Annotated in this window: 20 protein-coding genes and 3 rRNA genes; 6 read left to right on the forward strand and 17 right to left on the reverse strand. The window is 62.6% G+C overall.

Annotated features, from left to right (window positions below):
• Positions 1-30: 30 nt before the first annotated feature.
• Entirely contained in the window at positions 31-1,119 is a 1,089-nt protein-coding gene (locus HYG77_RS05255) for a hypothetical protein (RefSeq protein ID WP_109328731.1), read from the forward strand.
• Here HYG77_RS05255 and HYG77_RS05260 read toward each other — a convergent pair.
• Together HYG77_RS05260 and nucS are read right to left on the reverse strand one after the other, a co-directional pair.
• The gene (locus HYG77_RS05260; protein ID WP_208962038.1) at positions 1,116-1,442 is read right to left on the reverse strand and encodes an ATP/GTP-binding protein; all 327 of its coding nucleotides are present in this window, start codon (positions 1,440-1,442) and stop codon (positions 1,116-1,118) included. The genes HYG77_RS05255 and HYG77_RS05260 overlap by 4 nt on opposite strands.
• A gap of 16 nt (positions 1,443-1,458) precedes the next feature.
• Positions 1,459-2,133 carry an endonuclease NucS gene (gene nucS, locus HYG77_RS05265; RefSeq protein WP_109328727.1) on the reverse strand — a complete coding sequence of 225 codons (675 nt, stop codon included), beginning with the start codon at positions 2,131-2,133 and terminating at the stop codon, positions 1,459-1,461.
• A 42-nt stretch (positions 2,134-2,175) separates the two neighbouring features.
• Between nucS and HYG77_RS05270 the strand changes: the two genes are divergently transcribed.
• Positions 2,176-3,771: an adenylate/guanylate cyclase domain-containing protein gene (locus HYG77_RS05270; protein WP_208963287.1), complete on the forward strand. Its 1,596-nt coding sequence runs from the start codon at positions 2,176-2,178 to the stop codon at positions 3,769-3,771.
• Here the strand turns inward: HYG77_RS05270 and HYG77_RS05275 are convergent.
• Complete coding sequence (locus tag HYG77_RS05275; protein ID WP_208962039.1) at positions 3,718-4,506, reverse strand: TetR/AcrR family transcriptional regulator; 789 nt, start codon at positions 4,504-4,506, stop codon at positions 3,718-3,720. The genes HYG77_RS05270 and HYG77_RS05275 overlap by 54 nt on opposite strands.
• Before the next feature lie 125 nt (positions 4,507-4,631).
• On the opposite strand from HYG77_RS05275, the gene HYG77_RS05280 reads away from it, so the two are divergent.
• Entirely contained in the window at positions 4,632-7,451 is a 2,820-nt protein-coding gene (locus HYG77_RS05280) for a DEAD/DEAH box helicase (RefSeq protein ID WP_208962040.1), read from the forward strand.
• Positions 7,448-8,230: an SWIM zinc finger family protein gene (locus HYG77_RS05285; protein WP_244373475.1), complete on the forward strand. Its 783-nt coding sequence runs from the start codon at positions 7,448-7,450 to the stop codon at positions 8,228-8,230. Before HYG77_RS05280 ends, HYG77_RS05285 begins: the two co-directional genes overlap by 4 nt.
• On the opposite strand, the gene HYG77_RS05290 is transcribed toward HYG77_RS05285, so the two are convergent.
• On the reverse strand, positions 8,196-8,585 hold the full coding sequence (locus tag HYG77_RS05290) for a UBP-type zinc finger domain-containing protein (RefSeq protein WP_317746419.1): 390 nt from the start codon (positions 8,583-8,585) through the stop codon (positions 8,196-8,198). The two genes, HYG77_RS05285 and HYG77_RS05290, sit on opposite strands and share 35 nt — an antisense overlap.
• 125 nt (positions 8,586-8,710) lie before the next feature.
• Here HYG77_RS05290 and HYG77_RS05295 point away from each other — a divergent pair, with 125 nt between their 5' ends.
• A complete protein-coding gene (locus HYG77_RS05295; protein ID WP_208962043.1) occupies positions 8,711-10,327 on the forward strand; it encodes a helix-turn-helix domain-containing protein in 1,617 nt (538 codons plus the stop codon).
• 77 nt (positions 10,328-10,404) lie between these two features.
• On the opposite strand, the gene rrf is transcribed toward HYG77_RS05295, so the two are convergent.
• The 4 genes from rrf to murA form a co-directional block, all read right to left on the reverse strand.
• Positions 10,405-10,521: ribosomal RNA gene (rrf, locus tag HYG77_RS05300) — 5S ribosomal RNA — on the reverse strand.
• Positions 10,522-10,682: 161 nt separating this feature from the next.
• Positions 10,683-13,813, reverse strand: a 23S ribosomal RNA gene (locus HYG77_RS05305).
• Between the two features lie 336 nt (positions 13,814-14,149).
• Positions 14,150-15,666, reverse strand: a 16S ribosomal RNA gene (locus tag HYG77_RS05310).
• Together the 16S, 23S and 5S rRNA genes form the textbook arrangement of a ribosomal RNA operon.
• Before the next feature lie 629 nt (positions 15,667-16,295).
• On the reverse strand, positions 16,296-17,558 hold the full coding sequence (gene murA / locus HYG77_RS05315) for a UDP-N-acetylglucosamine 1-carboxyvinyltransferase (protein ID WP_208962044.1): 1,263 nt from the start codon (positions 17,556-17,558) through the stop codon (positions 16,296-16,298).
• 54 nt (positions 17,559-17,612) lie between these two features.
• Between murA and HYG77_RS05320 the strand changes: the two genes are divergently transcribed.
• Positions 17,613-18,188: a cob(I)yrinic acid a,c-diamide adenosyltransferase gene (locus HYG77_RS05320; protein ID WP_208962045.1), complete on the forward strand. Its 576-nt coding sequence runs from the start codon at positions 17,613-17,615 to the stop codon at positions 18,186-18,188.
• Here the strand turns inward: HYG77_RS05320 and HYG77_RS05325 are convergent, their stop codons facing one another.
• From HYG77_RS05325 to atpB, 9 genes are all read right to left on the reverse strand, one after another.
• Complete coding sequence (locus HYG77_RS05325; protein ID WP_109328711.1) at positions 18,189-18,611, reverse strand: DUF2550 domain-containing protein; 423 nt, start codon at positions 18,609-18,611, stop codon at positions 18,189-18,191.
• Positions 18,612-18,659: 48 nt separating this feature from the next.
• On the reverse strand, positions 18,660-19,028 hold the full coding sequence (locus HYG77_RS05330; protein ID WP_109328709.1) for a F0F1 ATP synthase subunit epsilon: 369 nt from the start codon (positions 19,026-19,028) through the stop codon (positions 18,660-18,662).
• A gap of 6 nt (positions 19,029-19,034) precedes the next feature.
• Positions 19,035-20,486 carry a F0F1 ATP synthase subunit beta gene (atpD, locus tag HYG77_RS05335; protein WP_109328707.1) on the reverse strand — a complete coding sequence of 484 codons (1,452 nt, stop codon included), beginning with the start codon at positions 20,484-20,486 and terminating at the stop codon, positions 19,035-19,037.
• A gap of 3 nt (positions 20,487-20,489) precedes the next feature.
• Positions 20,490-21,464: a F0F1 ATP synthase subunit gamma gene (locus HYG77_RS05340; protein ID WP_208962046.1), complete on the reverse strand. Its 975-nt coding sequence runs from the start codon at positions 21,462-21,464 to the stop codon at positions 20,490-20,492.
• Positions 21,465-21,536: 72 nt separating this feature from the next.
• A complete protein-coding gene (gene atpA, locus HYG77_RS05345; RefSeq protein ID WP_109328703.1) occupies positions 21,537-23,180 on the reverse strand; it encodes a F0F1 ATP synthase subunit alpha in 1,644 nt (547 codons plus the stop codon).
• Between the two features lie 61 nt (positions 23,181-23,241).
• Positions 23,242-24,069, reverse strand: coding sequence for a F0F1 ATP synthase subunit delta (locus HYG77_RS05350; RefSeq protein ID WP_204164906.1), 828 nt, complete (start codon positions 24,067-24,069; stop codon positions 23,242-23,244).
• A 5-nt stretch (positions 24,070-24,074) separates the two neighbouring features.
• Positions 24,075-24,635, reverse strand: coding sequence for a F0F1 ATP synthase subunit B (locus HYG77_RS05355; RefSeq protein WP_109328699.1), 561 nt, complete (start codon positions 24,633-24,635; stop codon positions 24,075-24,077).
• 7 nt (positions 24,636-24,642) lie between these two features.
• Positions 24,643-24,888: an ATP synthase F0 subunit C gene (locus HYG77_RS05360; RefSeq protein ID WP_005252955.1), complete on the reverse strand. Its 246-nt coding sequence runs from the start codon at positions 24,886-24,888 to the stop codon at positions 24,643-24,645.
• An 85-nt stretch (positions 24,889-24,973) separates the two neighbouring features.
• Positions 24,974-25,753, reverse strand: a complete 780-nt coding sequence (gene atpB / locus HYG77_RS05365) for a F0F1 ATP synthase subunit A (RefSeq protein ID WP_109334994.1) — start codon at positions 25,751-25,753, stop codon at positions 24,974-24,976.
• Positions 25,754-25,922: the final 169 nt, after the last annotated feature.

The following is a 25,922-nucleotide window of genomic DNA, read 5'->3' on the forward strand; positions in this document are numbered from 1 at the left end:
GCACGGCTTTGCCCAGGTAGATTGGCGGCCATGGTAAACGAGCAGGACCGCGGTTCGATCCCCCTTCCGTTCTCCGTGGCACGTAAGGGCTTCGACCGGGACGAGGTGCGCAACTACTTCGAGCGTTTCGATGCGGAGTTGCGCGTGACGGCGGCCGACCGGGACGCGGCGGCGGCGCAGGCACGCGATCTCGCGAAGCAGCTCGACGATGCGCGGGACGAGATCGACGAACTCCGCAAAGACGTCGATCGCCTGTCCGTTCCCCCCACTACCGCCGAGGGGATGAGCGACCGCATCTCGCGGATGCTCCGCCTTGCGTCCGACGAAGCCTCGGAGGTGCGCGCCAAGGCCGAGGCCGATGCTGCGGAGATGATCTCGATCGCCGAGCAGGAGGCCGCTCAGCTTCGTGGCCAGTACGAATCGCTGGTCGCCGAACTCGAGGACCGTCGTAGCGCCCTCGAGACCGAGCACACGCAAACCATGGCCAAAGCCCGCACCGAGGCGGCGCGCATCGTCGAGGCGGCGCAGGCCGAGCGTGACCGCCTCGCGGCCGAGGCCGAGCTGCGCCGGGCGCAGGTGCAGGAAGATTTCGATCTCTCCATATCCGAGCGCAGGCAGAAGACGATTGCCGCGGTCAACGAACTCGAGGCGACCAGCAAGGCCGAAGCTCAGCGGCGGCTCGCCGACGCCACGCACGAGGCGGAGCGCAGGCTGCAGGCGGCCACCGACCAGTCGGAGCGCAAGATCGCCCACGCCAAGGAACTTGCCGAGGAGCTTCGCGTACTCCGCGGCCGAATCCTCGCTCAGCTGCTGGGCATTCGCGGTCAGCTCGATTCGGTTCCGGCCATGCTGGCGTCCGTCAACCGGGAGAGCGAACTACTGGACGCCCACCCCGAGACCGCCCCGCAGTCGAACGCACGCTCCAACGAGAGCAACGACTCCCGGTCTGCGCAGAAGAACGCTCCCGCGCGAAACGAGTCCACCTCAGCTCGGGTCGAGTCCGACGACAAGGCAGACGATCACTCGGATGCCGACGCCGACACTGCAGTCCTGTCGGCGGTCGACGAGGAATCGAACGCCGACTCGGCGGATCAGCGGACGGTCAAGACGGGCAGCTAGGACCACCGGCGCGTCAGGCCCCGGGTGCTGCGTCCCGACCAGCACCCGGTGTGCCAGTGCCGCCGGTCATCGGCCCCGCCGTATTCCGCGGGCCACGTCACGAGATGGGGTATCCCCGGCCGGATGTCGTGATCGCAGCCGGGGCACCGGTAGGTCTTGGTGGCGCGTGACCCCGGGATGGTGCGCACGACGTAGTCCTCGTCGCTGTACCCGCTCGGGCCCGATTCCCGGCGTGTCAGTGCATCGCCGAACCCTGCTTCGTCGCGGTTCGCATTGGACGCACCTCGGCGCGTGTTCCGGGGTTGAGGTTTGCGACGGGGCACGGAACCAGCCTAGGCCTCAGAAAAGCCGGAACTCGGTGCTCTCGGTGCCCCGGAGCGCTTCGTAGTCGAGCACCAAGCATCGGATCCCGCGGTCCGTGGCAAGAGTTTTCGCTTGAGGCTTGATCTGTTGGGCGGCGAAGACTCCGCTTACGGGCGCGAGCAAGGGGTCCCGGTTGAGAAGTTCGAGGTACCGCGTCAATTGTTCGACTCCGTCGATGTCACCTCTGCGCTTGATCTCGACGGCGACGGACGCGCCATCGGCGTTCCGGCACAGGAGGTCGACTGGGCCGATGGCCGTCATGTATTCGCGACGCACGAGGGTGTATCCGGTGCCCAGCGTCTCGACGTGTTCGGCAAGCAATTCCTGCAGGTGCGCTTCGACGCCGTCCTTGACGAGTCCGGGATCGACCCCGAGCTCGTGGCTGGAGTCGTGCTCGATGTCCTCGATCGTGATGCGTAGTTCCTCACCGGCCTTGTTGGTGACAACCCACAGTGCTCCGCCGTCGTCCGCGGCTCCTTCGACGAGCCAGCACGGTGGGCTCATCCAGTTGAGCGGCTTGTAGGCGCGGTCGTCGGCGTGAATGCTCACCGATCCGTCGGCTTTGATCAGCAACAGACGACGCGCAGTGGGAAGATGTGCCGTCAAGCGGCCTACGTAGTCGACTCGGCATCTGGCAATCACTAGGCGCACTCGATCACCCTAAGGGATCGCGCCGACTAGTCTCGAATGACTATGCGCCGCCCTCGCAGATCTGTCGCCCCGCTGGGGTCGTGGTTGCTCGGATCGCCGGATGAAAGCCCGCGCCGCCGCCGCGTCCGCGTCCAATTACTGCTCACCGCTCCGTTGGTGGTCACCAACCTCATCGGGGCACTGATCGCGTGTCTGCTCATCAGCGTGGTCGTCCCCGGGCCGAGCGTGTGGTCCGGTGAATTCATGCTCGCCAATTTCGTCGCGGTGCCTGTATTCGTGCTGACAGCAGTGTTGATCGGGGTGACCTGGGGCACTAGGCGGATCGTCTCCGACCTTCGATGGTCCACAGTCGACCGCGACCCCACCGAGAGCGACCGTGCAGCTGCGTTCCGGGCGCCGTGGCGGCTGACGCGAGTCCAGGCGGCCCTGTGGGGTCTGGGATGGGTGTTCTTCACCGCGCTGTACGGCATCATCGACCCGCAAACAATTCCCAAAGTGGCATTCACTGTTGCCTTTGCCGGAATAACCATCTGCGCGTTCTGCTATCTACTCACCGAATTCGCCCTGCGCCCCGTCGCGGCCCGGGCGCTGAGTTCAGGGGAACCGCGGACCCGCCGGACCCTGGGTATCACCGGTCGAACCGTGCTCGCCTGGGTCCTCGGAACCGGGGTGCCACTGCTCGGACTGATGCTCATCGCTGTGTTCAGTTTCATTCGCTACGCCAGTCCCACCAGCCTTGCGGTGTCGATTCTGGCGCTCGGTGGTGTAATCCTCTGTTTCGGACTGCTGCTCGTCGTGATCAGTGTGCGGGCAACCGAGGCTCCGATCCGTTCGGTGCAGTTGGGGATGGCCGAGGTCGCCGACGGGAAGCTGGACGCCGAGGTGATCGTGTACGACGGCACCGAACTGGGCGAGCTGCAGACCGGCTTCAACCGCATGGCCGAGGGCCTGCGCGAGCGCGAGAAGATCCGCGATCTCTTCGGGCGACACGTCGGGCAGGAGGTTGCGAGCAATGCGCTTCGCCACCGGCCGGAGCTGGGCGGTGAAGAGCGGGATGTATCCGTGCTCTTCGTCGACATCATCGGATCGACCACCTTGACCGCCACCCGCTCCCCCGCGGAGGTTGTCGACTTACTCAACCGATTCTTCAATGTCGTGGTCGACGAGGTGGATCGCCGATGCGGGTTCGTCAACAAATTCGAAGGTGATGCCGCGCTGGCCATCTTCGGTGCACCGGTCGCGCTCGACGATCATGCGGGTGCAGCACTGTCCGCCGCTCGGGCTCTGCGCGAACGGCTCGCAGCCGAGGTCCGCGAATGCGAGGCGGGTATCGGAGTTGCGACCGGGCGCGCGGTCGCGGGCAACATCGGAGCACACGAACGATTCGAGTACACGGTGATCGGCGATCCCGTCAACGAAGCAGCACGTCTGTCCGAGTTGGCCAAGAACGTCCCCGGACGGCTTGTGGCGTCCCAGCGTGCCACCGACGCAGCGGGCGAGGACGAACGGCGGCAGTGGACCCTCACCGACAGCGTGACTCTCCGTGGTCGCGTGGAACCCACCCGGCTGGCTGTTCCCACGGCGCTATTCGAGGGAGCGTCCACCGTTTCGGATCAGGGCGCCGATTCCGTCGAGTAGGCGGGCGAGACCGAATTCGAAGGCATGGTCGGGGGCGAAGGCGGCGTTGTGGTGTTCGCCGGCCGAGGCGCCGACTCGGGCGGCAAGCGGAAAGCGGTCGGGGTCGAACACCTTCTCGAAATGCGGCGCAATGCTGCGCCACCATTCGCTGTCGGCGTCTCCCCGCGCAGCCAGTGCTGCCGCTTCGGCGGCGGCCCGCGCGGCGCCTACCGCGAAACTGTCGAGCAGGGTCACCACGGAGTCCATCTCGAGGTCTGACAGTCCGAGCCCTTCGACCGCAGCCAGCTCGCGCTCGTACTTCGCCATAGCCCCGGGTCCCAGCACCGGCCGGCTGAGTGTGACGACGTTCAGCATCCACGGATGGGCGCGGAGAAGCTCGAAATAGCCGCGTGCTGCCGCGGCGAGCCGATCCCGCCACCCTGCGACCGGGTCGTCGGGGGCGGCGTGGAGAGTGGACAGCACCCGGTCGGTCATCACATCGACAAGTTCCACCTTGCCGGGAACGTGCGTGTACAGCGACATCGCCCCGGCTCCGAGCTCAGCTGCGACGCGGCGCATCGAGACAGCATCGAGTCCCTCCGCGTCGGCGAGGCCGATCGCGACGTCGACGATGCGGTCGAGGTTCAGCCCCGCCTTTCCCCGACGGGGCCGCGACACGGGCGCACTGCCACCGCCCCACAGCAACTCCATGGTCCGAGCCGGGTCGCCGCCCTGTGGTGTCGCGATTCCAGCCATGCCGGAATCTTCCCATGACGTCTCGGGAACTCGAGGGATCACCGCGTCGTTGACGTACGACGTACCGTATGAGGCGCTGGCATGTGGGGCGATGTCGCCTGCACGCCCCTGGGAAGGGTGAAGTTGTGACAGTAGAGCCGGCTCTCACGAGCTTCGCGGCCACGTTCGTACCCGCCGAAGTTCCGCGGAACGCACACCTTGTCTTCTGGAACGACGAACCACAGGGTGCCCCACCCCCGAACTCGGACTCGTACACGCGCCTCGCCGTCGGCGAGCATGCGGTAGCCAGCCTTCCGACGCGGCGAGTATCCCTGCGCGACGCGCTCCCCATACTCTTGGCCCTGCCGGCCGAGGCCGAGGTCCACCGCTCGGTCGCCTTCTTTGCCGCCTGCGGTCGGACCGCCGTCGGGTATCTCGCGAAGGGTTCGATTCTTCCGTCTGTGACCGCGAGCGGACAGGACGTGTGGCGACTCGGCGTCCTCGACACGGACGAGCAACGCCACCTCAGCAGCCTTGCCGCTGCCCTTCCACCCGAGGCCCGCGCGATCCCCTCGGGTGAACTGTCGGAGGACGCAAGGGCGGTCCTGCTTCCGGCTGCGTCGGAGGTCGTGCGCGGCTTTGTGACGTCCGTCCTCGATGCGCTTCCGAGGTTGTGCGCCCCCGCAGAGTCCGACGCCTTACCGTATCTGGGATGGGACACCGTCGGTGTTCCCGGACTCGGGGCCTGGACCGCCTCCCACGCGCCCACGACCGTGGCTCTGTCCCTGCGCATCGATCCGGTTCCGACCATGGGAACCGTCGATCTGGTGGACAGCGATTTCGACGCCACCCTCCAGGTGCACGGGGTGGACAGGCCCGGGATCGTCTGCGACGCCGTGGATCTCTGGCGCCATCCGAGCATGGCGGAGTCCGCATTCATGGTCGACCCGCGGATTGCTGTGCTCGAAGCTCTCCGTCGTGCCGTGCTTCGGTGGGCACCGCTCGAGGATCTCCTGCGCTCCGAGGCACCGGATCGAATCAGGCTCGACGACGACGACGTAGCAGCACTTGCCGGTGACGCCGGCGCTCGTCTGCGCGATGACGGCATCGAGATCCACTGGCCGCGGGAGCTGATGACGCAGACATCGACCCGCATGGTTCTGGGCGATTCTGCGGCGAGTGAGGGGCCCACCGCGTTCGGTGGTGACCACGCCTTCCGGTTCGACTGGCGGGTGGCGATCGGCGACGAGGTGCTCACCAAGGAGGACATGGAGAAGCTGGTGGCTTCCGAACGCGCCGTGGTGCGACTGCGTAATCGCTACGTCGTCGCCGACTCGGCGCTCGTGCGGAAGACCCTGCAGCGGCGAACCGGCACGATGCCGATGGTCGAGGCACTACGCGCCTCGTTGACAGGCCGAACCGGCCGCGGCGAGGGAGAGTGTCGTGTCGATACCTACGGAGCACTCGCCCGCACGGCCCGAGAAATCACCGACAAGATCACCCTCGACGTGCCCGTGCCGGCCGCGCTGCGCGCACAACTGCGGGACTACCAACTTGCCGGCTTCCGATGGCTTGCCGCGCTCACCTCCCGCGGGCTGGGGGCTTGCCTGGCCGACGACATGGGACTCGGTAAGACGTTGACCCTCATAGCACTTCACGTCCACCGTCAGCAGGAATTCGAGACCTCGGGACCCTCCCTCGTCGTCTGCCCCGCATCCTTGTTGGGGAACTGGCGCCGCGAGATCGAACGCTTCGCCCCAGATACGAGAGTTTTCGTCCATCACGGCCCGAGACGATCAGCGCCGAGTGAGTACCTCACGGACAGCGCCGACGCGATCGTGCTGACCACGTATGCGACGATGCGGCTCGACGCCGGCGCCCTCGCCGCGACCGGGTGGGGACTCGTCGTCGCGGACGAGGCCCAGCACCTGAAGAATCGCAATGCCTCGGTCACGAGAGCTCTGCGCACTGTCCCGGGACAGGCTCGCGTCGCCCTCACCGGAACGCCGGTGGAGAACAGACTCAGCGATCTGTGGTCGATACTCGACGGTGTCACACCCGGTCTCCTCGGCACGTACGCACAATTTCGGCGGCGCTACGACAACCCGAGCGGCGGCGACGGCGTGGATCGTGCCAACGAGTTGGCCGGCCTCATCGCACCGTTCGTCCTACGCCGAAAGAAGTCGGATCCCGGGATAGCCCCGGAGCTTCCACCGAAAACCGAAATCGACGTGGATGTCGGGCTCACTCCAGAGCAGGCTGCGCTGTACGAAGCGCTCGTCCGGGAGGCTCTCGAACAGATTCGCAACAGCGACGGCATGCAGCGTCGCGGCGGTATCGTGTCCCTGCTGACCGGCCTCAAACAGATCTGCAACCACCCAGCGCAGTACCTCGGGCAACAGCCCACGTCCCTGGGGGGCCGCTCCCAGAAGATCGACCTCCTCGACGACCTGGTCGACACCACTCTGTCGGAGGACGGCCGATCGCTGGTCTTCACCCATTTCACCGCGATGGGGCGACTTTTGCGGCAGCACCTGAGCTCCCGCGGTATCGAGTGCGAATTCCTCCATGGCGGCACCTCGGTCGCTGCGAGGGAGGAACTGGTGGAACGGTTTCAGAGTGGCGACGTTCCGGTCTTGATTCTGTCCCTCAAAGCCGCGGGGACCGGACTCAATCTGACGCGAGCGGATCACGTCGTCCACTTCGATCGCTGGTGGAATCCGGCCGTCGAAGACCAAGCAACCGATCGTGCCTACCGGATCGGCCAGCACCGGCCGGTGGTAGTCCATCGCTTCGTCACCGCGGGCACCATCGAGGAACGCATTGCCGGCATGCTCGACAGCAAACGAGCGCTCGCGGACTCGGTCCTACTTCGTGGTGCCGACGCCTTCACCGAACTGACAGACGGAGAACTTACCGAACTCGTGGCGTTGAGCCCCGACTATCAACTCGGATGCATTCTGTGACGACGACCGCTTTGACACTTCCCCCCTTCGGGGTCCAGAAGGGCAAACGTACTTGCGGTAGGACCTGGTGGGCCCAGCAGTGGGTGGACGATCTCGAGCAGTGTGCACTCGACTCTCACACGCTGAAGCAGGGACGCGCCCATGCCCGCGGCGGAATGGTCGGCCCGCTGACCTTCGCGGCCGGACTTCTTTCCGCCGACGTGCATTCCAGCGACGAGCTCCTACACGTGCGCATTCGTGTCGATGTGCTTGACGATGCAGAGTGGGAGCGGGTATCTGCCGCGCTCGGATCGAGGAGTGGCCACGTCGCCCAGTTGTCCAGCGGAACGCTTCCGCGCGAACTGCACGAAGATCTCGCGGCAATCGGCATCTCGCTCCTGCCTTCGATGTTCGATGCGGACGCGACATGCACGTGTGAGGAGTGGGACGCGCCTTGCCGACATGCCGCGGCGGTCCTGTACCAGGCCGCGTGGATACTCGACGACGACCCGCTGCTGGTGTTTCTGCTCCGCGGTCGCGAGGGCCGGCAACTGCTCGAATTACGGCACGATTCTCACCACGAGGACCTCTCGGAGTCATCGTTCGCCTCCACGTCGAGGCCTATGCCGGCCGCCGACGCCTACGCCGACGTCCCCGGCCACTTGCCGACGATGCCCACTACCGAGGGGGCCGCCCCACTGCGCCCCGGCTGGCTGGACGATGCGCCGCCCGAAGTTCCCGCAGACGCCATCTGGTCGGCGATTCTCACTGCGATTTCGCGATACGGAGATCCTGTCTGACGCCGTTCGTCAGTCCCGGCACGACGCTCGGGCCGACGACCCTCGCCCCGGTCGCCGGGTATGGCGTACAGATCTTGACGTCATGCACGAAGCACCAGCGCCAGTTGTCCCCGGGATGCAGAGACTGTGCGATCGGATGCCCGCTGGTCTGTGCGTGGTGTCTGGCATGACGCATTGGTGACGAGTCACTACAGCCGACGTACCCACACGTAAGGCACAGCATCAGGTGTGCCCACCGGGTACCGAGTGCGAGACAGCCCTCGCACCCGTCCGACGTATGCGCGACGACGTCGCGAATCATGTTCAGATCGGGATCGTGCCAGGTATCGGATTGGATCATGTCGCCACCCCTCATCCCCAAGATTGACGCCTGCGGGCGCGCACCACATGGTCACAGCGGAACGAAAGAGTCTGACGGGAATCGGCACGGATGCACACCCTTGGGGGTTTCGACCCTGGATATCCGGGGTAGATCAAGGCATGGATCTGGAAGCATCCCCAGACCCCAGGGTGGTCGACACTCCTCGGGCATCCGACCTCTGTACCGTTCTGGCACTCACAGCGGACATGCATGACTCCGGTGATCGGGACACCATCCTCGGCGTGATGCGGGAGGCCCTTGGTCACTTGGGACCGTTCACAGTGGAACCGGTGGCAGGAGATGCCGACGGATTCTGGCGTCAGCGCATTCTGTTCGACGACCCTACGATCGACACCATCGCGCTGATGATCAGGGCCGCTCGTCCACCAACCCAGAGGCAAGTCACTCTTCTCGAACTGCTGATTCAGCACACCATGTCTGCCCTGCGTTCCGCCTCCCGCACCTTGCGCGCAGAAGCGCAGGCACGCAGTGTGCGAGAAGCTTCCGACGAAGTGGCCACAGTGACGGAGCAGCTGGCCGCAGTGTCGGAGCAGCTCGAGCGACTCCAGTCCGAAGCGAGGATCCGTGAAACGCTCGATCGGCTTTCTCTCGCGGGCGCGTCCGAAGCGGTCATCGCGGATACCCTCCATCAGCTGACCGGACTACCCGTGGGGGTCGAGGACCAATTCGGCAACCTCCGAGTCTGGGCCGGTCCCGGAAAGATGCCGCGATATCGTCGAATAGGGGGCCGGAATCGAGTCGACGTCGTCCGCCGCGCCACTATGGAGGGCAAACCGCTGCGGGATGACAACCGGATCCTGCAGATCGTTCGGCCCCGTCAAGCTTTGCTGGGGATCGTGTACCTCTGCGACCCGGAACACGAGGCGACGGACTTGGACTCGTTCGCGCTGGAACACGCCGCGACGGTCCTCGCCATCGAGATGGCGCACGAACGGTCGTTGGCGGAGACCGAGGCACGGTTGAGCCGCGACCTCGGGGACGATCTTCTCTCTGGAACCGACGACGACAGTGCGTACTCGCGGGCCGAAGCACTTGGCTATGACCTTCACGAACCGCAGCGAGTTCTGGTGGTCGAGTGGGATTCGGAGACGAATGCCGATACCGTGTCCGACGCCCTACACCGATACTTCGCCTCGACCGATTCCGCGGCCCTTCTCATGCACCGCAGCGACCACGGTTCGGGGGTCGTCGCCGCGATTACACAGTCGAAAACCGATGCGGTTGAGGCGTTCCGGACTGTGGAGAAGACCTTCGGGCCGGCGAGCGGAGTGATGGGTGTCGGATCAGAATGTTCGTCACCCAGTGAGATACCCCAGTCGTACAGCAACGCGGTACGAGCTCTGGAAATTCGAAAGCAATCACTGTCACCCTGGGGCGTGGCACATTTCGACGAATTGGGCGTGTACCGCATCCTCGACGCGCACGCCACGACACGCGACGTCGAAAATTTCGTTCAGGAATGGCTCGGGCCGCTCCTCGACTACGACCGGAACCACCACAGCACCATGACAGCCACCTTGGCCCAGTATCTGGACTGCGGTGGCAAGTACGACGAAACCGCTCGCGCTCTCCGAATTCACCGCAGTACCTTGAGATACCGCATGTCCCGTATACACGAACTCACCGATCGTGATCTCCGGAGCGTCGATACCCGGTTGAACCTTCATCTCGCCACCCGGGCGTTGCAGGTACTCGCCGGCGATACCCGACCATGAGGGTCCCGGGACCATCATTTTTGTTGTGGAATGCCGGAAGCCCCCCAACAGGTGTTGGGGGGCTTCCGGTAACGGATGTTCGGCGGTGTCCTACTCTCCCACACCCTGTCGAGTGCAGTACCATCGGCGCTGGAGGGCTTAGCTTCCGGGTTCGGAATGGGGCCGGGCGTTTCCCCTCCGCTATGGCCGCCGTAACTCTATGAAACTGTCACACACCCATCTTCCCTTTTTCCGGTTCCCCGCCGTGGCCACGCACCGGGTGGGGTGCGGAACTGTCCAGGGGGTTCCGTGAAAGGAAAAAAGGGGGGTATCTGTGTGTTGTTTCAGATACTGCACAGTGGACGCGTAGCTTCTTTGTGGTAAGTCCTCGGCCTATTAGTACCAGTCACCTACACCCATTACTGGGCTTCCAGTTCTGGCCTATCAACCCGGTGGTCTGCCGGGGCCTTACCCCTCGAGGGGTGAGAAACCTCATCTTGGAACAGGCTTCCCGCTTAGATGCTTTCAGCGGTTATCCCTTCCGAACGTAGCTAACCAGCGGTGCTCCTGGTGGAACAACTGGCACACCAGAGGTTCGTCCGTCCCGGTCCTCTCGTACTAGGGACAGCCTTCCTCAAGTTTCTAACGCGCGCGGCGGATAGAGACCGAACTGTCTCACGACGTTCTAAACCCAGCTCGCGTGCCGCTTTAATGGGCGAACAGCCCAACCCTTGGGACCTACTCCAGCCCCAGGATGCGACGAGCCGACATCGAGGTGCCAAACCATCCCGTCGATATGGACTCTTGGGGAAGATCAGCCTGTTATCCCCGGGGTACCTTTTATCCGTTGAGCGACACCGCTTCCACTTGCCGGTGCCGGATCACTAGTCCCGACTTTCGTCCCTGCTCGACTTGTCAGTCTCACAGTCAAGCTCCCTTGTGCACTTGCACTCGACACCTGATTGCCAACCAGGCTGAGGGAACCTTTGGGCGCCTCCGTTACATTTTGGGAGGCAACCGCCCCAGTTAAACTACCCACCAGGCACTGTCCCTGAACCAGATCATGGTCCGAGGTTAGAGGTCCAATACGATCAGAGTGGTATTTCAACAACGACTCCACACTCACTGGCGTGAGCGCTTCACAGTCTCCCACCTATCCTACACAAACCGAACCGAACACCAATACCAAGCTGTAGTGAAGGTCCCGGGGTCTTTTCGTCCTGCCGCGCGTAACGAGCATCTTTACTCGTAATGCAATTTCGCCGAGTCTATGGTTGAGACAGCTGAGAAGTCGTTACGCCATTCGTGCAGGTCGGAACTTACCCGACAAGGAATTTCGCTACCTTAGGATGGTTATAGTTACCACCGCCGTTTACTGGGGCTTAAATTCTCAGCTTCGCCACCGAAATGGCTAACCGGTCCTCTTAACCTTCCAGCACCGGGCAGGCGTCAGTCCGTATACATCGTCTTACGACTTCGCACGGACCTGTGTTTTTAGTAAACAGTCGCTTCTCACTGGTCTCTGCGGCCCCACCCAGCTCACACTGCAAGAGTGATCACCAGACGAGGCCCCCCTTCTCCCGAAGTTACGGGGGCATTTTGCCGAGTTCCTTAACCATAGTTATCTCGATCGCCTTAGTATTCTCTACCTGACCACCTGTGTCGGTTTGGGGTACGGGCCGTGTGAAAGCTCGCTAGAGGCTTTTCTCGGCAGCATAGGATCACTGAATTCGCCTCATTCGGCTATGCGTCACCTCTCAGGATATGTGTGACCCGGATTTGCCTAGGTCACTCCCTACAGGCTTACACCAGTATTACCACTGACTGGCTCAGCTACCTTCCTGCGTCACCCCATCGCTTGGCTACTACCAGATCAGGTCCCACGCATCCGCCACCTACGAACCCGAAGGTTCACACGCGGTTTCAGGGTGGTTAGTATCACTGATTCACCAGGGGCGCGTTCACACGGGTACGGGAATATCAACCCGTTGTCCATCGGCTACGCCTGTCGGCCTCGTCTTAGGTCCCGACTCACCCTGGGCGGATTAACCTGGCCCAGGAACCCTTGGTCATTCGGCGGACGAGTTTCTCACTCGTCTTTCGCTACTCATGCCTGCATTCTCACTCGTGTGGCCTCCACGGCTGGGTCACCCCGCCGCTTCCATGGCCACACGACGCTCCCTACCCATCCACACCACTGCCCACCCTCCCGCAGGAAAATGGGGGTGCATTGTGTGAATGCCGCAGCTTCGGTGGTGTACTTGAGCCCCGCTACATTGTCGGCGCAGGATCACTTGACCAGTGAGCTATTACGCACTCTTTCAAGGGTGGCTGCTTCTAAGCCAACCTCCTGGTTGTCTTCGCGACCCCACATCCTTTTCCACTTAGTACACGCTTAGGGACCTTAGCTGGCGATCTGGGCTGTTTCCCTCTCGACTACGAACCTTATCGCCCGCAGTCTCACTGCCGCGCTCTCACTCACCGGCATTCGGAGTTTGGCTGATTTCGGTAAGCTTGTGGGCCCCCTAGACCATCCAGTAGCTCTACCTCCGATGAGAAACACGCGACGCTGCACCTAAATGCATTTCGGGGAGAACCAGCTATCACGGAGTTTGATTGGCCTTTCACCCCTACCCACAACTCATCCCCTCAGTTTTCAACCTAAGTGGGTTCGGTCCTCCACGACGTCTTACCGTCGCTTCAACCTGGCCATGGGTAGATCACTCCGCTTCGGGTCTAGAACATGCCACTATAAACGCCCTATTCGGACTCGCTTTCGCTACGGCTACCCCACACGGGTTAACCTCGCGACATGCCACTAACTCGCAGGCTCATTCTTCAAAAGGCACGCCATCACCCCCAGCGACAAGTCACTCGAAGGCTTTGACGGATTGTAAGCGCACGGTTTCAGGTACTATTTCACTCCCCTCCCGGGGTACTTTTCACCTTTCCCTCACGGTACTAGTCCGCTATCGGTCACCAGGGAGTATTCAGGCTTATCGGGTGGTCCCGACAGATTCACACCAGATTTCACGGGCCCGGTGCTACTTGGGTTTCCATCACGACAGTCACAATGTTTTCGTGTACGGGATTCTCACCCTCTACGACAGGCCGTTCCAGACCACTTCCACTAACACCATGATTTCTTACTGTCGGCCAACACGGCAGCATTGACAAGATGAACCCCACAACCCCACGAATGCAACGCCTGCCGGCTATCACACATCCATGGTTTAGCCTCTTCCGCTTTCGCTCGCCACTACTCACGGAATCACTATTGTTTTCTCTTCCTGTGGGTACTGAGATGTTTCACTTCCCCACGTTCCCTCCACACACCCTATATATTCAGATGCGGGTAACACGACATCACTCGTGCTGGGTTTCCCCATTCGGACATCCTCGGATCTCAGCTCGGTTGACAGCTCCCCGAGGCTTATCGCAGCCTCCTACGTCCTTCATCGGCTCCTGGTGCCAAGGCATCCACCGTACGCTCTTCATTACTTACAACAAAGATGCTCGCGTCCACTGTGCAGTTCTCAAACAACACACCCGCCTCGAACTCCCGCCAGCACCATGCCCACCACCAAGGTGATGCGGTCTGCCTGACATCCGAACCGGATCGTCACTTTCCTGAAAGAAAAACACTCACGTGTTCCCTCAGGACCCAACAGTATGTCGATATAATTCGCCCTCCCACCAGCACACAGGCCGGCAGTTGAGAACCAATACTTGTCAGCGATCCACCCATGAGCAACCACCGGATAACATACGCATCCGAAATGGCCTCTGCCAGATCATCATCCACTGACTGTTCAGCGGTACATGACTGGAGATGCTCCTTAGAAAGGAGGTGATCCAGCCGCACCTTCCGGTACGGCTACCTTGTTACGACTTCGTCCCAATCGCCGATCCCACCTTCGACGGCTCCCTCCCACAAGGGGTTAGGCCACCGGCTTCGGGTGTTACCGACTTTCATGACGTGACGGGCGGTGTGTACAAGGCCCGGGAACGTATTCACCGCAGCGTTGCTGATCTGCGATTACTAGCGACTCCGACTTCACGGGGTCGAGTTGCAGACCCCGATCCGAACTGAGACCAGCTTTAAGGGATTCGCTCCACCTCACGGTCTCGCAGCCCTCTGTACTGGCCATTGTAGCATGTGTGAAGCCCTGGACATAAGGGGCATGATGACTTGACGTCGTCCCCACCTTCCTCCGAGTTGACCCCGGCAGTCTCTTACGAGTCCCCACCATTACGTGCTGGCAACATAAGACAAGGGTTGCGCTCGTTGCGGGACTTAACCCAACATCTCACGACACGAGCTGACGACAGCCATGCACCACCTGTATACCGACCACAAGGGGGGCCGTATCTCTACGGCTTTCCGGTATATGTCAAACCCAGGTAAGGTTCTTCGCGTTGCATCGAATTAATCCACATGCTCCGCCGCTTGTGCGGGCCCCCGTCAATTCCTTTGAGTTTTAGCCTTGCGGCCGTACTCCCCAGGCGGGGCGCTTAATGCGTTAGCTACGGCACAGATTCCGTGGAAGGAACCCACACCTAGCGCCCACCGTTTACGGCGTGGACTACCAGGGTATCTAATCCTGTTCGCTACCCACGCTTTCGTTCCTCAGCGTCAGTTACGGCCCAGAGACCCGCCTTCGCCACCGGTGTTCCTCCTGATATCTACGCATTTCACCGCTACACCAGGAATTCCAGTCTCCCTGCAGTACTCAAGTCTGCCCGTATCGCCTGCAAGCTCACAGTTGAGCTGTGAGTTTTCACAAACGACGCGACAAACCGCCTACGAACTCTTTACGCCCAGTAATTCCGGACAACGCTTGCACCCTACGTATTACCGCGGCTGCTGGCACGTAGTTAGCCGGTGCTTCTTCTGCAGGTACCGTCACTTCCGCTTCGTCCCTGCTGAAAGAGGTTTACAACCCGAAGGCCTTCATCCCTCACGCGGCGTCGCTGCATCAGGCTTTCGCCCATTGTGCAATATTCCCCACTGCTGCCTCCCGTAGGAGTCTGGGCCGTGTCTCAGTCCCAGTGTGGCCGGTCACCCTCTCAGGTCGGCTACCCGTCGTCGCCTTGGTAGGCCATTACCCCACCAACAAGCTGATAGGCCGCGGGCCCATCCTGCACCAGTAAACCTTTCCACCCCCAGCCATGCAGCCGAAGGTCGTATCCGGTATTAGACCCAGTTTCCCGGGCTTATCCCGAAGTGCAGGGCAGATCACCCACGTGTTACTCACCCGTTCGCCGCTCGTGTACCCCGAAGGGCCTTACCGCTCGACTTGCATGTGTTAAGCACGCCGCCAGCGTTCGTCCTGAGCCAGGATCAAACTCTCCGTTGAAGACTCTAGAAAGAGGCGAACCCCAATCAGTCATAGACATCGAGTCAAATCACTAGCGATCAAAAACTCAAACTAGCTCAATCAAACACTGACCCCCCTCCGACGGAAGAAGGAGAAGAGCCAGCAAATACCCACACCACTCACAACCAAACCAAAAAGCCCAGCCGATCATCCGTGATGCGGAGTACCAAAACAATTTGGCACTGACATTCATCGACACACTGTTGAGTTCTCAAAGAACACGCACACACCATCACCACCAGCACACTCGCTAGCCGCTCCGGGGCAACCGCTCCAGCCTAACTCCTGCCACCTCCCGATGCAAACGGGAACCTCCAGGACATCTCGAACACACCAATCACGATCAGCGTCTTCGGGAAGATCAGGCGCCTTCGTCCAACCTCGTGTCCCCCGCCTTCCGGCCGGAGTCGGTGTCCGTGTCGCTCTGACTTCGAATAAGTTACGCGACAGGAAACAGCTTGCCAAATCCCCAGGTCGCCGAGGCGCTCGGCCCCGTTTGCACTGGTCAATCGGTTGTCTTCCGGCAACTTCGGCCCTTCGGTCGCCGCCTCGACGACTGTGACGCCCGACTCACCTGCGACCACTGGGGTGTATCGGCTGCGAGCCCGTCAGGATCCGGCGTCGACACGCTCGATCTGGCCTCCGAGGCCTTGCAGGTTCTCGACGAAATATGGGTAGCCGCGGTCGATGTGGAACACGTCGTGCACCTCTGTCACGCCGTCTGCCACAAGACCGGCAAGCACCAATCCGGCGCCGGCCCTGATGTCGGACGACCACACGGGAGCGCTCGACAGCAGCGGTATCCCGCGGATCACCGCATGGTGTCCGTCCGTCCGCGCGTCTGCTCCCAGCCGGATCATTTCCTCGACGAAGCGGAACCTGGCCTCGAACACGTTCTCCGTGATCATCGAGGTCCCTTCAGCCACCGCTGCAAGACCGATCGCCATGGGCTGCAGGTCCGTGGGGAAGCCCGGATACGGGAGCGTCGCGAAGTTGACAGCGGTGGGACGAGCTTTCTGCTCCACCCGAAATCCGTCGGCCTCCGTGGTGACCTCTGCCCCCGCGACCCGCAACTTGTCCAGAACCAAGCCGAGATGTTTCGGGTTGACGCCACGGACCCAGACGTCCCCCCTCGTCATCGACGCGGCGATCCCCCACGTCGCGGCCACGATGCGGTCACCGATGACGCGGTGTGTGGTCGGTTCGAGCTGGTTGACGCCCTGAATGGTGAGCGTCGACGTGCCCGCTCCCAGGATCTTGGCACCCATGCGGATCAGCATGTTGCACAAGTCGACAATCTCCGGCTCACGCGCGGCATTGTCGATCACCGTCTCGCCTTTGGCGAGAACAGCGGCCATGAGGATGTTCTCCGTCGCCCCCACCGACGGGAACGCAAGCCGAATGTTGGCTCCGTGCAGATCGTCCGCCTGGGCAACGACACATCCGTGTTCGATCGTGCTCTGCGCGCCCAGCAACCGAAGTCCGGATTGATGCATATCGAGTGGCCTGGATCCGATGGCGTCGCCGCCGGGCAGAGCGACCACCGCACGTTTGCACCTCGCCACCAAGGGGCCCAGCACACACACCGATGCTCGGAACTGGCGAACTGCGGCAAAGTCCGCGTGATATTTCGGCTCCGCCGGCGTGGTGATCCGAACCAACGAATCTTCGAGAACCACCTCGCACCCGAGGCCGCGCAGGACATCGGCCATCAGAGGAACGTCCAGGATGTCGGGGCAATTGGTCACGACGGTGGTGCCCTCAGCCAACAGCGCCGCCGCCATCAGCTTCAGAACACTGTTCTTGGCGCCCCCGACAGACACTTCACCTACGAGACGGTTACCGCCGGTAACAAGGAAGCGTTCGCTCACGAAGCACAGCCTAGAGCCAGCTGCACCGACCTCGGAGGCCGGTACCGTAACGCTATGGCCGTACACCTCACCAAGATCTACACCCGGACCGGCGACGACGGGACCACCGGACTCAGCGATTTCTCCCGCGTACCGAAAAACGATCCCCGCCTCGTCGCGTATGCGGACTGTGATGAAGCGAACGCCGCAATCGGCGTCGCGGTGGCGCTGGGGAATCCCCCCGAGGAGATCCTGTCGATTCTCCGGCAGGTACAGAATGACCTGTTCGATGCCGGTGCCGATCTGTCCACCCCGGTGGTCGAGGAACCCAAGTATCCACCGCTGCGTATCACCGCCGACTACATCGACCGGCTCGAACGCTGGTGTGACGAGCTGAACGAGCGCCTCGAACCCCTGAATTCCTTCATACTGCCCGGCGGAACCCCATTGGGAGCCCTGCTCCACGTTGCGCGAACCGTGACACGGCGAGCGGAGCGATCGGCGTGGGCCGCTGTCGACGCACATCCCGAGAACACTCACGCGCTGTCGGCGAAGTATCTCAACCGGCTCTCGGATCTGCTCTTCATCGTGGGACGGATCGCGAATCCCGAGGGAGACGTGCTCTGGAAACCGGGAGCGGGGAAAGCCTGATCAGAATCGGCGTCCGCGTACCGATCGGCCCGACGGACGAGATTCGACCCACGACAGGAACGCGGTCAAAGCTCCACCGTCCAAGGCGATCTCGTACGCGGCGCCTCGGTCCTTCACGGACAGAATGACGATTTCGTCGGACATGATGTCGAACTCGGAGCCCTCGGGTTTACGACGGCCTTCGACTTCGATCCCCTGCCGCTCGATGCGCGAATCAGGGCCGGGACGCAAACTCGACAACTTGAAGAAGACGAGGGAGCCCTCGCCGTAACGAATGACGCCGTGACGCCATCCGGTGTCCCCCGCGGAAGGCGCCACGCGGAGAATAGCCGCGGTTCCACCGCGACGAAGAACAGCCAGACGATAGAGAAAGACCGCGACGAAGGCGGCGAGCAGCACAACCAGAATGATCAACACAGTCATTCCGATTGTCACTGTTCGTCGGCTCCGTCGCGGTCTGTCTCGTGTAACCTATGCGCGCTCTACGGCGCGAACTCGACCCTTGGCAACAGCAATCGCCTCGAGATCGTCTCCGCTCTCCTGGAGCACCGCCCGGGCGGCCTCCACGTCGATGTCCTCCGCAAGTTCGGCGGACTCGGCGAGGATCGTGACGGATTTCGCCGTCACGGAAAGGAAGCCGCCGTGCACAGCTGCGACGATTCGCTCGCCGTCGGCTGTCGTGATCGCGACGACGCCACCCTCCACGAGCTGTCCGAGGACAGGCTCGTGACCAGGCATGACACCGATCTCACCCTCGGTCGTCTGTGCACTGACGAGAGTCGCCGAACCAGACCACAACCGTCGCTCGACAGCAACGAGTTCCACGGTCATCTCAGCCATCGTCGACTACTTCCCGGCGATCTTCTTGGCTGCAGCCTCGACGTCGTCGAGTCCACCGCAGCTGTTGAACGCCTGCTCAGGCAGGTGATCGAACTCGCCCTTGCAGACGCGGTCGAACGCCTCGATGGTGTCGCGGAGCGGGACCACGGAGCCGGGCTCACCGGTGAACTTCTCGGCGACGATGAAGTTCTGGCCGAGGAACTTCTGCAGACGGCGGGCACGTCCGACGAGGACCTTGTCCTCTTCCTGCAGTTCGTCCATACCGAGGATGGCGATGATGTCCTGCAGTTCCTTGTACTTCTGCAGGATTCGCTTGACCTCGTTGGCCACCCGGAAGTGCTCGGCACCGACAATGCCGGGCTCGAGGATCCGGGAGGTGGAGCTCAGCGGGTCCACAGCGGGGTAGATACCCATCTGCGAGATCGGTCGCGACAGCTCGGTGGTCGCATCGAGGTGCGCGAACGTCGTGGCCGGCGCCGGGTCGGTGTAGTCGTCGGCGGGCACGTAGATCGCCTGAAGCGAGGTGATCGAGCGACCACGCGTCGAGGTGATTCGTTCCTGCAGCTCACCCATCTCGTCAGCCAGGGTCGGCTGGTAACCCACGGCCGAAGGCATACGACCGAGCAGGGTCGACACCTCGGAACCGGCCTGGGTGAAACGGAAGATGTTGTCGATGAACAGCAGAACGTCCTGGCCCTGGACATCGCGGAAGTACTCCGCCATGGTCAGTGCGGACAGGGCGACGCGCATACGCGTTCCCGGCGGTTCGTCCATCTGGCCGAAGACGAGGGCGGTGTCCTGAAGGACGCCCATCTCTTCCATCTCGAGGTGAAGGTCGGTGCCCTCACGGGTGCGCTCACCGACGCCTGCGAACACCGAGGTTCCGGAGAACTCGCGGGCGATACGGGTGATCATTTCCTGGATCAGAACGGTCTTGCCGACACCGGCACCACCGAACAGACCGATCTTTCCACCCTTGACGTACGGGGTGAGGAGGTCGATGACCTTGATACCGGTCTCGAGGATCTCCGTCTTGCCCTCGAGCTGGTCGAAGGCTGGCGGCTTGCGGTGGATGCCCCACTGCTCGCCGTCGCGTCCCGTGCCGGGAGCGTCGAGGCAGTCGCCCAGTGCGTTGAACACGTGGCCCTTGACGACGTCGCCGACGGGAACCGAGATCGGCTTGCCCGTGTCGGCCACCGAGGTGCCGCGGACGAGGCCGTCGGTCGGCTGCATCGAGACGGTGCGCACCAGGTTGTCACCGAGGTGCTGCGCGACCTCGAGGGTCAGCGTCTTGGCGACCGAGGGAAGCGTGATCTCGGCATGCAAGGCGTTGAACAGTTCAGGAATGGAGCCACGCGGGAATTCAACGTCCACGACGGGACCGATGACCCGCACGACGCGGCCGGCCACGGACGAATCCGAACCTGCCCCGTTTGTTTCGGTTACTGCTGCGGTCATTGCTTAGTCACTTCCTGCGCTCGAGGCGAGCGCATTCGCGCCGCCGACGATCTCGCTGATTTCCTGGGTGATCTGGGCCTGGCGAGCCTGGTTGGCCTGACGGCTGAGAGTGTTCACCAGTTCGTTTGCGTTGTCCGTCGCCGCCTTCATGGCGGTACGACGGGCAGCCGACTCCGACGCCGCAGCATCCAGCAGCGAGGAGTAGATGCGGGTGCTGATGTACTTCGGCAGCAGGGCACCGAGCAACCTGTCGGGTTCCGGCTCGAAGTTGTATCCGGCGACCGGTTCGTCGTTCCGGTGACCGTTCGACAGCATGTCTTCACCGAGTTCGATGTTCTCCTCGGAGACCGTGACGTCCAGCGGAGCCATCCGCCGCACCTCGGGAGACTGAGTGAGCATCGACACGAAGCGGGTGTAGACGATGTGCAGTTCGTCGACACCTTCGATGGTTCCCTCGCCGTTGTAGGCGGCAATCTCGGAGCCGGATCCGGCCATGAAGAGCTCCACCAGGTGGCGGCTCGCCTTGGCAGCATCGGAGTAACCGGGGTCCTGAGAGAACCCGGTCCACGCAGCCCCCAGGTCGCGACCACGGAACGTGTAGTAGCCGAGGCCCTTGGCACCGAGCACGAAGATGACCGGGTCCTTGCCCTCGCTGCGCAGCAATTGGAACAGTTCCTCGGCCTCTTTGAGGACGTTGGAGTTGTACCCACCGCACATGCCGCGGTCGCTGGTGACAACCAGGACGGCAGCACGCTTGGCGTTGGCGCGCTCGTTGAGCAACGGGTGATCCAACGACGCCGACGCACTTGCCAGCTCCGTCAGGACCTTGGTGATCTCCTCGGCATACGGCTTCGACGCAGCGACCCGGGCCTGAGCCTTGGTGATGCGCGAGGTCGCGATCAGCTCCTGGGCCTTGGTGATCTTCTTGGTCGAGTTGACCGACTTGATACGAGACCGCAGTTCGAGAATGCTTGCCATCGATCGATCACTCTCCCTTCATGTTTCGCGGCGTCCCCGTGGTGGTGCGACGCAGTGTCATGGACTGGGCGCTCACTTGCTGACGGTGGTGCGCTTGACGTTGATCTGCTCGTGCCCGACCTCGTTGGCGTCGAGCGCCTCGGCCTCGGCCTCGTTCACGACCCGGCTTCCGTCGGATGCGAGGAAGCCTTCCTTGAACTTGTCGGTGGCCTTGATCAGCGCGGCGGCGTTGTCGGCGTCGAGCGCCTTGCCACCCTTGATGCTCGAGTACACGTCGGAGGCACTGCGGTGCAGGTCTTCCAGCAGCTCGGTCTCGAACCGGCGCACGTCACCGACGGGAACGCTGTCGAAGACGCCTTCACCGGCGAGGTAGATCGAGACGATCTGGTCCTCGACGGGAATGGGGCTGTACTGATCCTGCTTGAGCAGCTCGACCAGGCGAGCACCACGCTCGAGCTGCGCCTTCGACGCGGCATCGAGGTCCGACGCGAAGGCGGAGAATGCTTCGAGCTCACGGAACTGTGCCAGCTCCAGGCGAAGCGAGCCGGACACCTTCTTCATGCCCTTGGTCTGCGCGGCACCACCGACACGGGACACCGAGATACCGACGTTGATGGCGGGACGAACACCCTTGTTGAAGAGGTCCGACTCGAGGAACACCTGACCGTCGGTGATGGAGATGACGTTGGTCGGGATGTACGCCGAGACGTCGTTCGCCTTGGTTTCGATGATCGGCAGCGCCGTCAGCGATCCGCCGCCGAGCGCGTCGGACAGCTTCGCCGAACGCTCCAGTAGACGGGAGTGGAGGTAGAAGACGTCACCGGGGTAAGCCTCACGTCCCGGCGGGCGACGCAACAGCAGCGAGATGGCGCGGTAAGCCTCGGCCTGCTTGGTCAGGTCGTCGAATACGACCAGAACGTGCTTGCCCTGGTACATCCAGTGCTGGCCGATGGCGGAACCGGTGTACGGAGCGAGCCACTTGAAGCCGGCGGAATCGGATGCGGGGGCGGCGACGATGGTGGTGTACTCCATCGCGCCCTGCTCCTCGAGGGCAGCCTTGACGCCTGCGATGGTCGAGCCCTTCTGGCCGATCGCGACGTAGATGCAGCGAACCTGCTGCTTCTCGTCGCCGGACTCCCAGTTGGCCTTCTGGTTCAGGATCGCGTCGATGCAGACGGCAGTCTTGCCCGTCTTGCGGTCGCCGATGATGAGCTGACGCTGTCCGCGGCCGATCGGCGTCATGGCGTCGATGGCCTTGATGCCGGTCTGCAGCGGCTCCTCGACGGGCTGGCGCTCGAGCACGGATGCTGCCTGCAGTTCGAGGGCGCGGGTCTCGTTGCTCTCGATATCGCCCAGGCCGTCGATCGGCTGGCCGAGGGGGTCCACGACGCGTCCGAGGAAGCCGTCGCCGACGGGAACCGACAGAACGTCGCCGGTCCGCTTGACTTCCTGGCCCTCCTGGAGGTCCGCGTAGTCACCCAGGATGACGGCACCGATTTCGGTGGCGTCGAGGTTGAGGGCAACGCCCAGGATTCCGCCGGGAAACTCCAGCAGTTCGTTGGCCATCGCCGAAGGCAGGCCACTGACGTGCGCGATGCCGTCGCTGGTGTCGGTCACAACGCCGACCTCCTCGCGGGAGGCCTCCGGGGAGTAGCTCGCGGTGTAGTTCTCGATCGCGCTACGGATCTCGTCGGAGGAGATCGTCAGCTCCGCCATGATTGTTCCTGCTCTCGGTGTCTGGTTTTCGGAAGTATCTGGGTATTGATTCGGAAGCGGACTACTTGAGGGACTTCCGCAACGCTGCGAGACGCCCCGCTGCGCTGCCGTCGATAACCTCGTCGCCCACCCGGACGACCAAGCCGCTGAGGAGCTCGGGATCGACCTCCACGTGAACCGTCACCGGCTTCCCGTAGGTACGGGTGAGGGCGGCGGCCAGCCGATCGGTTTGCTCACTGCTCAGTGTAGAAGCGCTCCGAACCTTCGCGACGACGGCTTCTCGCCGAGCTGCCGCCAGATTCGCCAATGCGTCGAACGCATCCGCGGGGGCGGTCGACTTCAACCTGCCCACTGCCTGAACGGCCAGCGCCTCCGTGACAGCAGTCACCTTGCCGTACAGCAGCTTGGAGAGCAGGTCACGCTTAGCTTTCGCCGAGACGGATCGATCGGAAAGCGCCTGTTCGAGTGTCGGGTCACCTGCGACGATTCGACCGAGACGGAACAATTCGTCCTCGACCCCGTCGAGCTGTCCCTGGTCGGCCGCTGCCTTCAGCAGCGACTCCCGACCGAGAAGCACCAGCGAGTTGAGCAGGTCGGAGGTGGTGGACCAGTTCTGGCCCACCGCCGCCTTCACGGTGGCGAGGGTCTCCGCGGAGACCTTGCCACCGAACACCTGCTCGGCCAGGCCTTCGCGAGCGCTCCCGGCCGCCGAGTTGTCCGCCAGCGCACTGCGAAGAGTGCGCTGAACGTCCAGGGTCTCGACGACCGTGAACAGCTCTGCCCCGGTCTGAGCCGCGGCCGCGGTGGCTGCTCCGGCAGAGACGGATCCCAAGGCCGAAGACAACGCAGCACGTGTCTGCGTCAAGGCCTCACGGCTCGCTGCGTACATGGTGCTCACTTCCCTGCTGCGGAATTTGCGCCGATGGCGTCGAGCTCGTTCAGGAATCTGTCGACCGTGCCGGCCCGCTTGACGTCGTCGGAGAGCGACTCCCCGATGACCTTCTCAGCGAGGTCGACCGCGGTGCGTCCGAGTTCGCCACGCAGTTCGGTGACGATCTGCTGCCGCTGAGCAACCAACTGGCTGTGACCGGAGGCCACGATGCGGTCGCTCTCTTCCTGAGCCTGTGCCTTCATCTCGGCGAGGATCTGCTGCCCCTGGGTGCGCGCGTCCTCACGGATCTGCGCAGCTTCGGTGCGAGCTTCGGCGAGCTGGGCACGGTACTGCTCGAGCGCCGCCTTCGCCTCGGCCTGGGCTTCTTCGGCCCTCTTGATGCCGCCGTCAATCTGTTCGGTTCGCTCGGCAAGGACCTTCTGGAACATCGGAAGGACGTACTTCCAGAAGACGAAGCCGACGACGAGCAGGCAGACGAGCGACCAAACGATGTCATACGTCGCGGGCAGGAGAGGGTTGTGTGTCTCTTCCTCTGCCGCGAGCAATGCGATGTTGGTTGCCATGACGGTCTTAGAAAATGAAACCGGCGACGAGGCCGATCAGCGCGAGAGCTTCGGTGAAGGCGATACCGAGGAACATGGTGGTACGAACCTGTCCGGCCATCTCGGGCTGGCGAACCATGCCCTCGATCGCCTTACCGACAACGATGCCCACGCCGATGCCGGGGCCGATCGCGGCGAGACCGTAGCCGATGGCTCCGAATCCCGTCGAGTTGGTTTCCTGGACAGCTTCCTGAGCGAGGTAGGCGAGGCTCATGGTGTTCCGTTCCCTTTCTGTTGACCTCCGCCGGATTCGGCGGGAGGCTCAGTTCTTGGTGTAGCTGGTCGTGGAGATGTTGGTGCTAGTGCGAATCCGCGTGCAGAGCCAGGTCGATGTACACCGACGTGAGCAGCGCGAAGACGTAGGCCTGCAGGAAGATCACCAGCAGTTCGAAGAAGGTGAATGCAATGCCGGCGGCGAGCGATGCCACACCGAACACGGCCTGGAAGCCACCTGAGGTGAAGAAGAAGAACTGGGTGGCACTGAAGAACAGCACCAGCAGGATGTGGCCGGCCAGCATGTTGGCCATGAGACGCACCATGAGCGTGAACGGCCGCAGGACGAAGGTGGAGATGAACTCGATCGGCACGAGCAGGAAGTGCAGGGGAAGCGGGACGCCGGGAACCACGATGCTGCTCTTGACGTACTTGAAGAACCCGTACTTCTTGATGCCCACGTAGTTGAAGACGATGTACGCCAGGGCAGCGAGCACCAACGGCATGCCGATGCGCGCGTTGGGCGAGATGTTGATGAACGGGATGATGCTGCCGAGGTTGCTGGCGAGCACCAGGAAGAAGATCGTCGTGATGACGGGCAGGAAGCGCTTGCCCTGTTCCTTGCCGAGAATCTCTTCCGCGATGTTGATCCGGACGAAGTCGAGAGCGATCTCGCCGATGTTCTGGACACCGCGGGGAATGATCTTCGGGCTGCGCATCGCAATGACGAAGAAGATCATCATGAGGGCGGACAGCAGGATGCGAACCAGCATCAGGCGGTCGAGTTCGAACGGAGTCCCTTCGAACAGGACCGCGGGCGGGAAGAAGTCGTTCAGGGAAGGCGGATGGAATTCTCCAGCAGCCACGTTGATGACGCTCAGCGTTCTCTCCCGTAGTCGGTCCGCAGCCTTCGTTGACTGCGGTTCGATCGGACATTGACGATCAAACAAGTCGACAAGCTCGACTCGCGTATTCGTCAGCTGCTGTGGACTCCAGGGAGTCCAGCGTCTGTCGGTGTCGGCGACTCTCGTCGAC

The sequence above is a fragment of the Rhodococcus sp. ZPP genome (genome assembly GCF_017656075.1).
GTDB classification, from domain to species: Bacteria; Actinomycetota; Actinomycetes; order Mycobacteriales; family Mycobacteriaceae; genus Rhodococcus_F; species Rhodococcus_F oxybenzonivorans.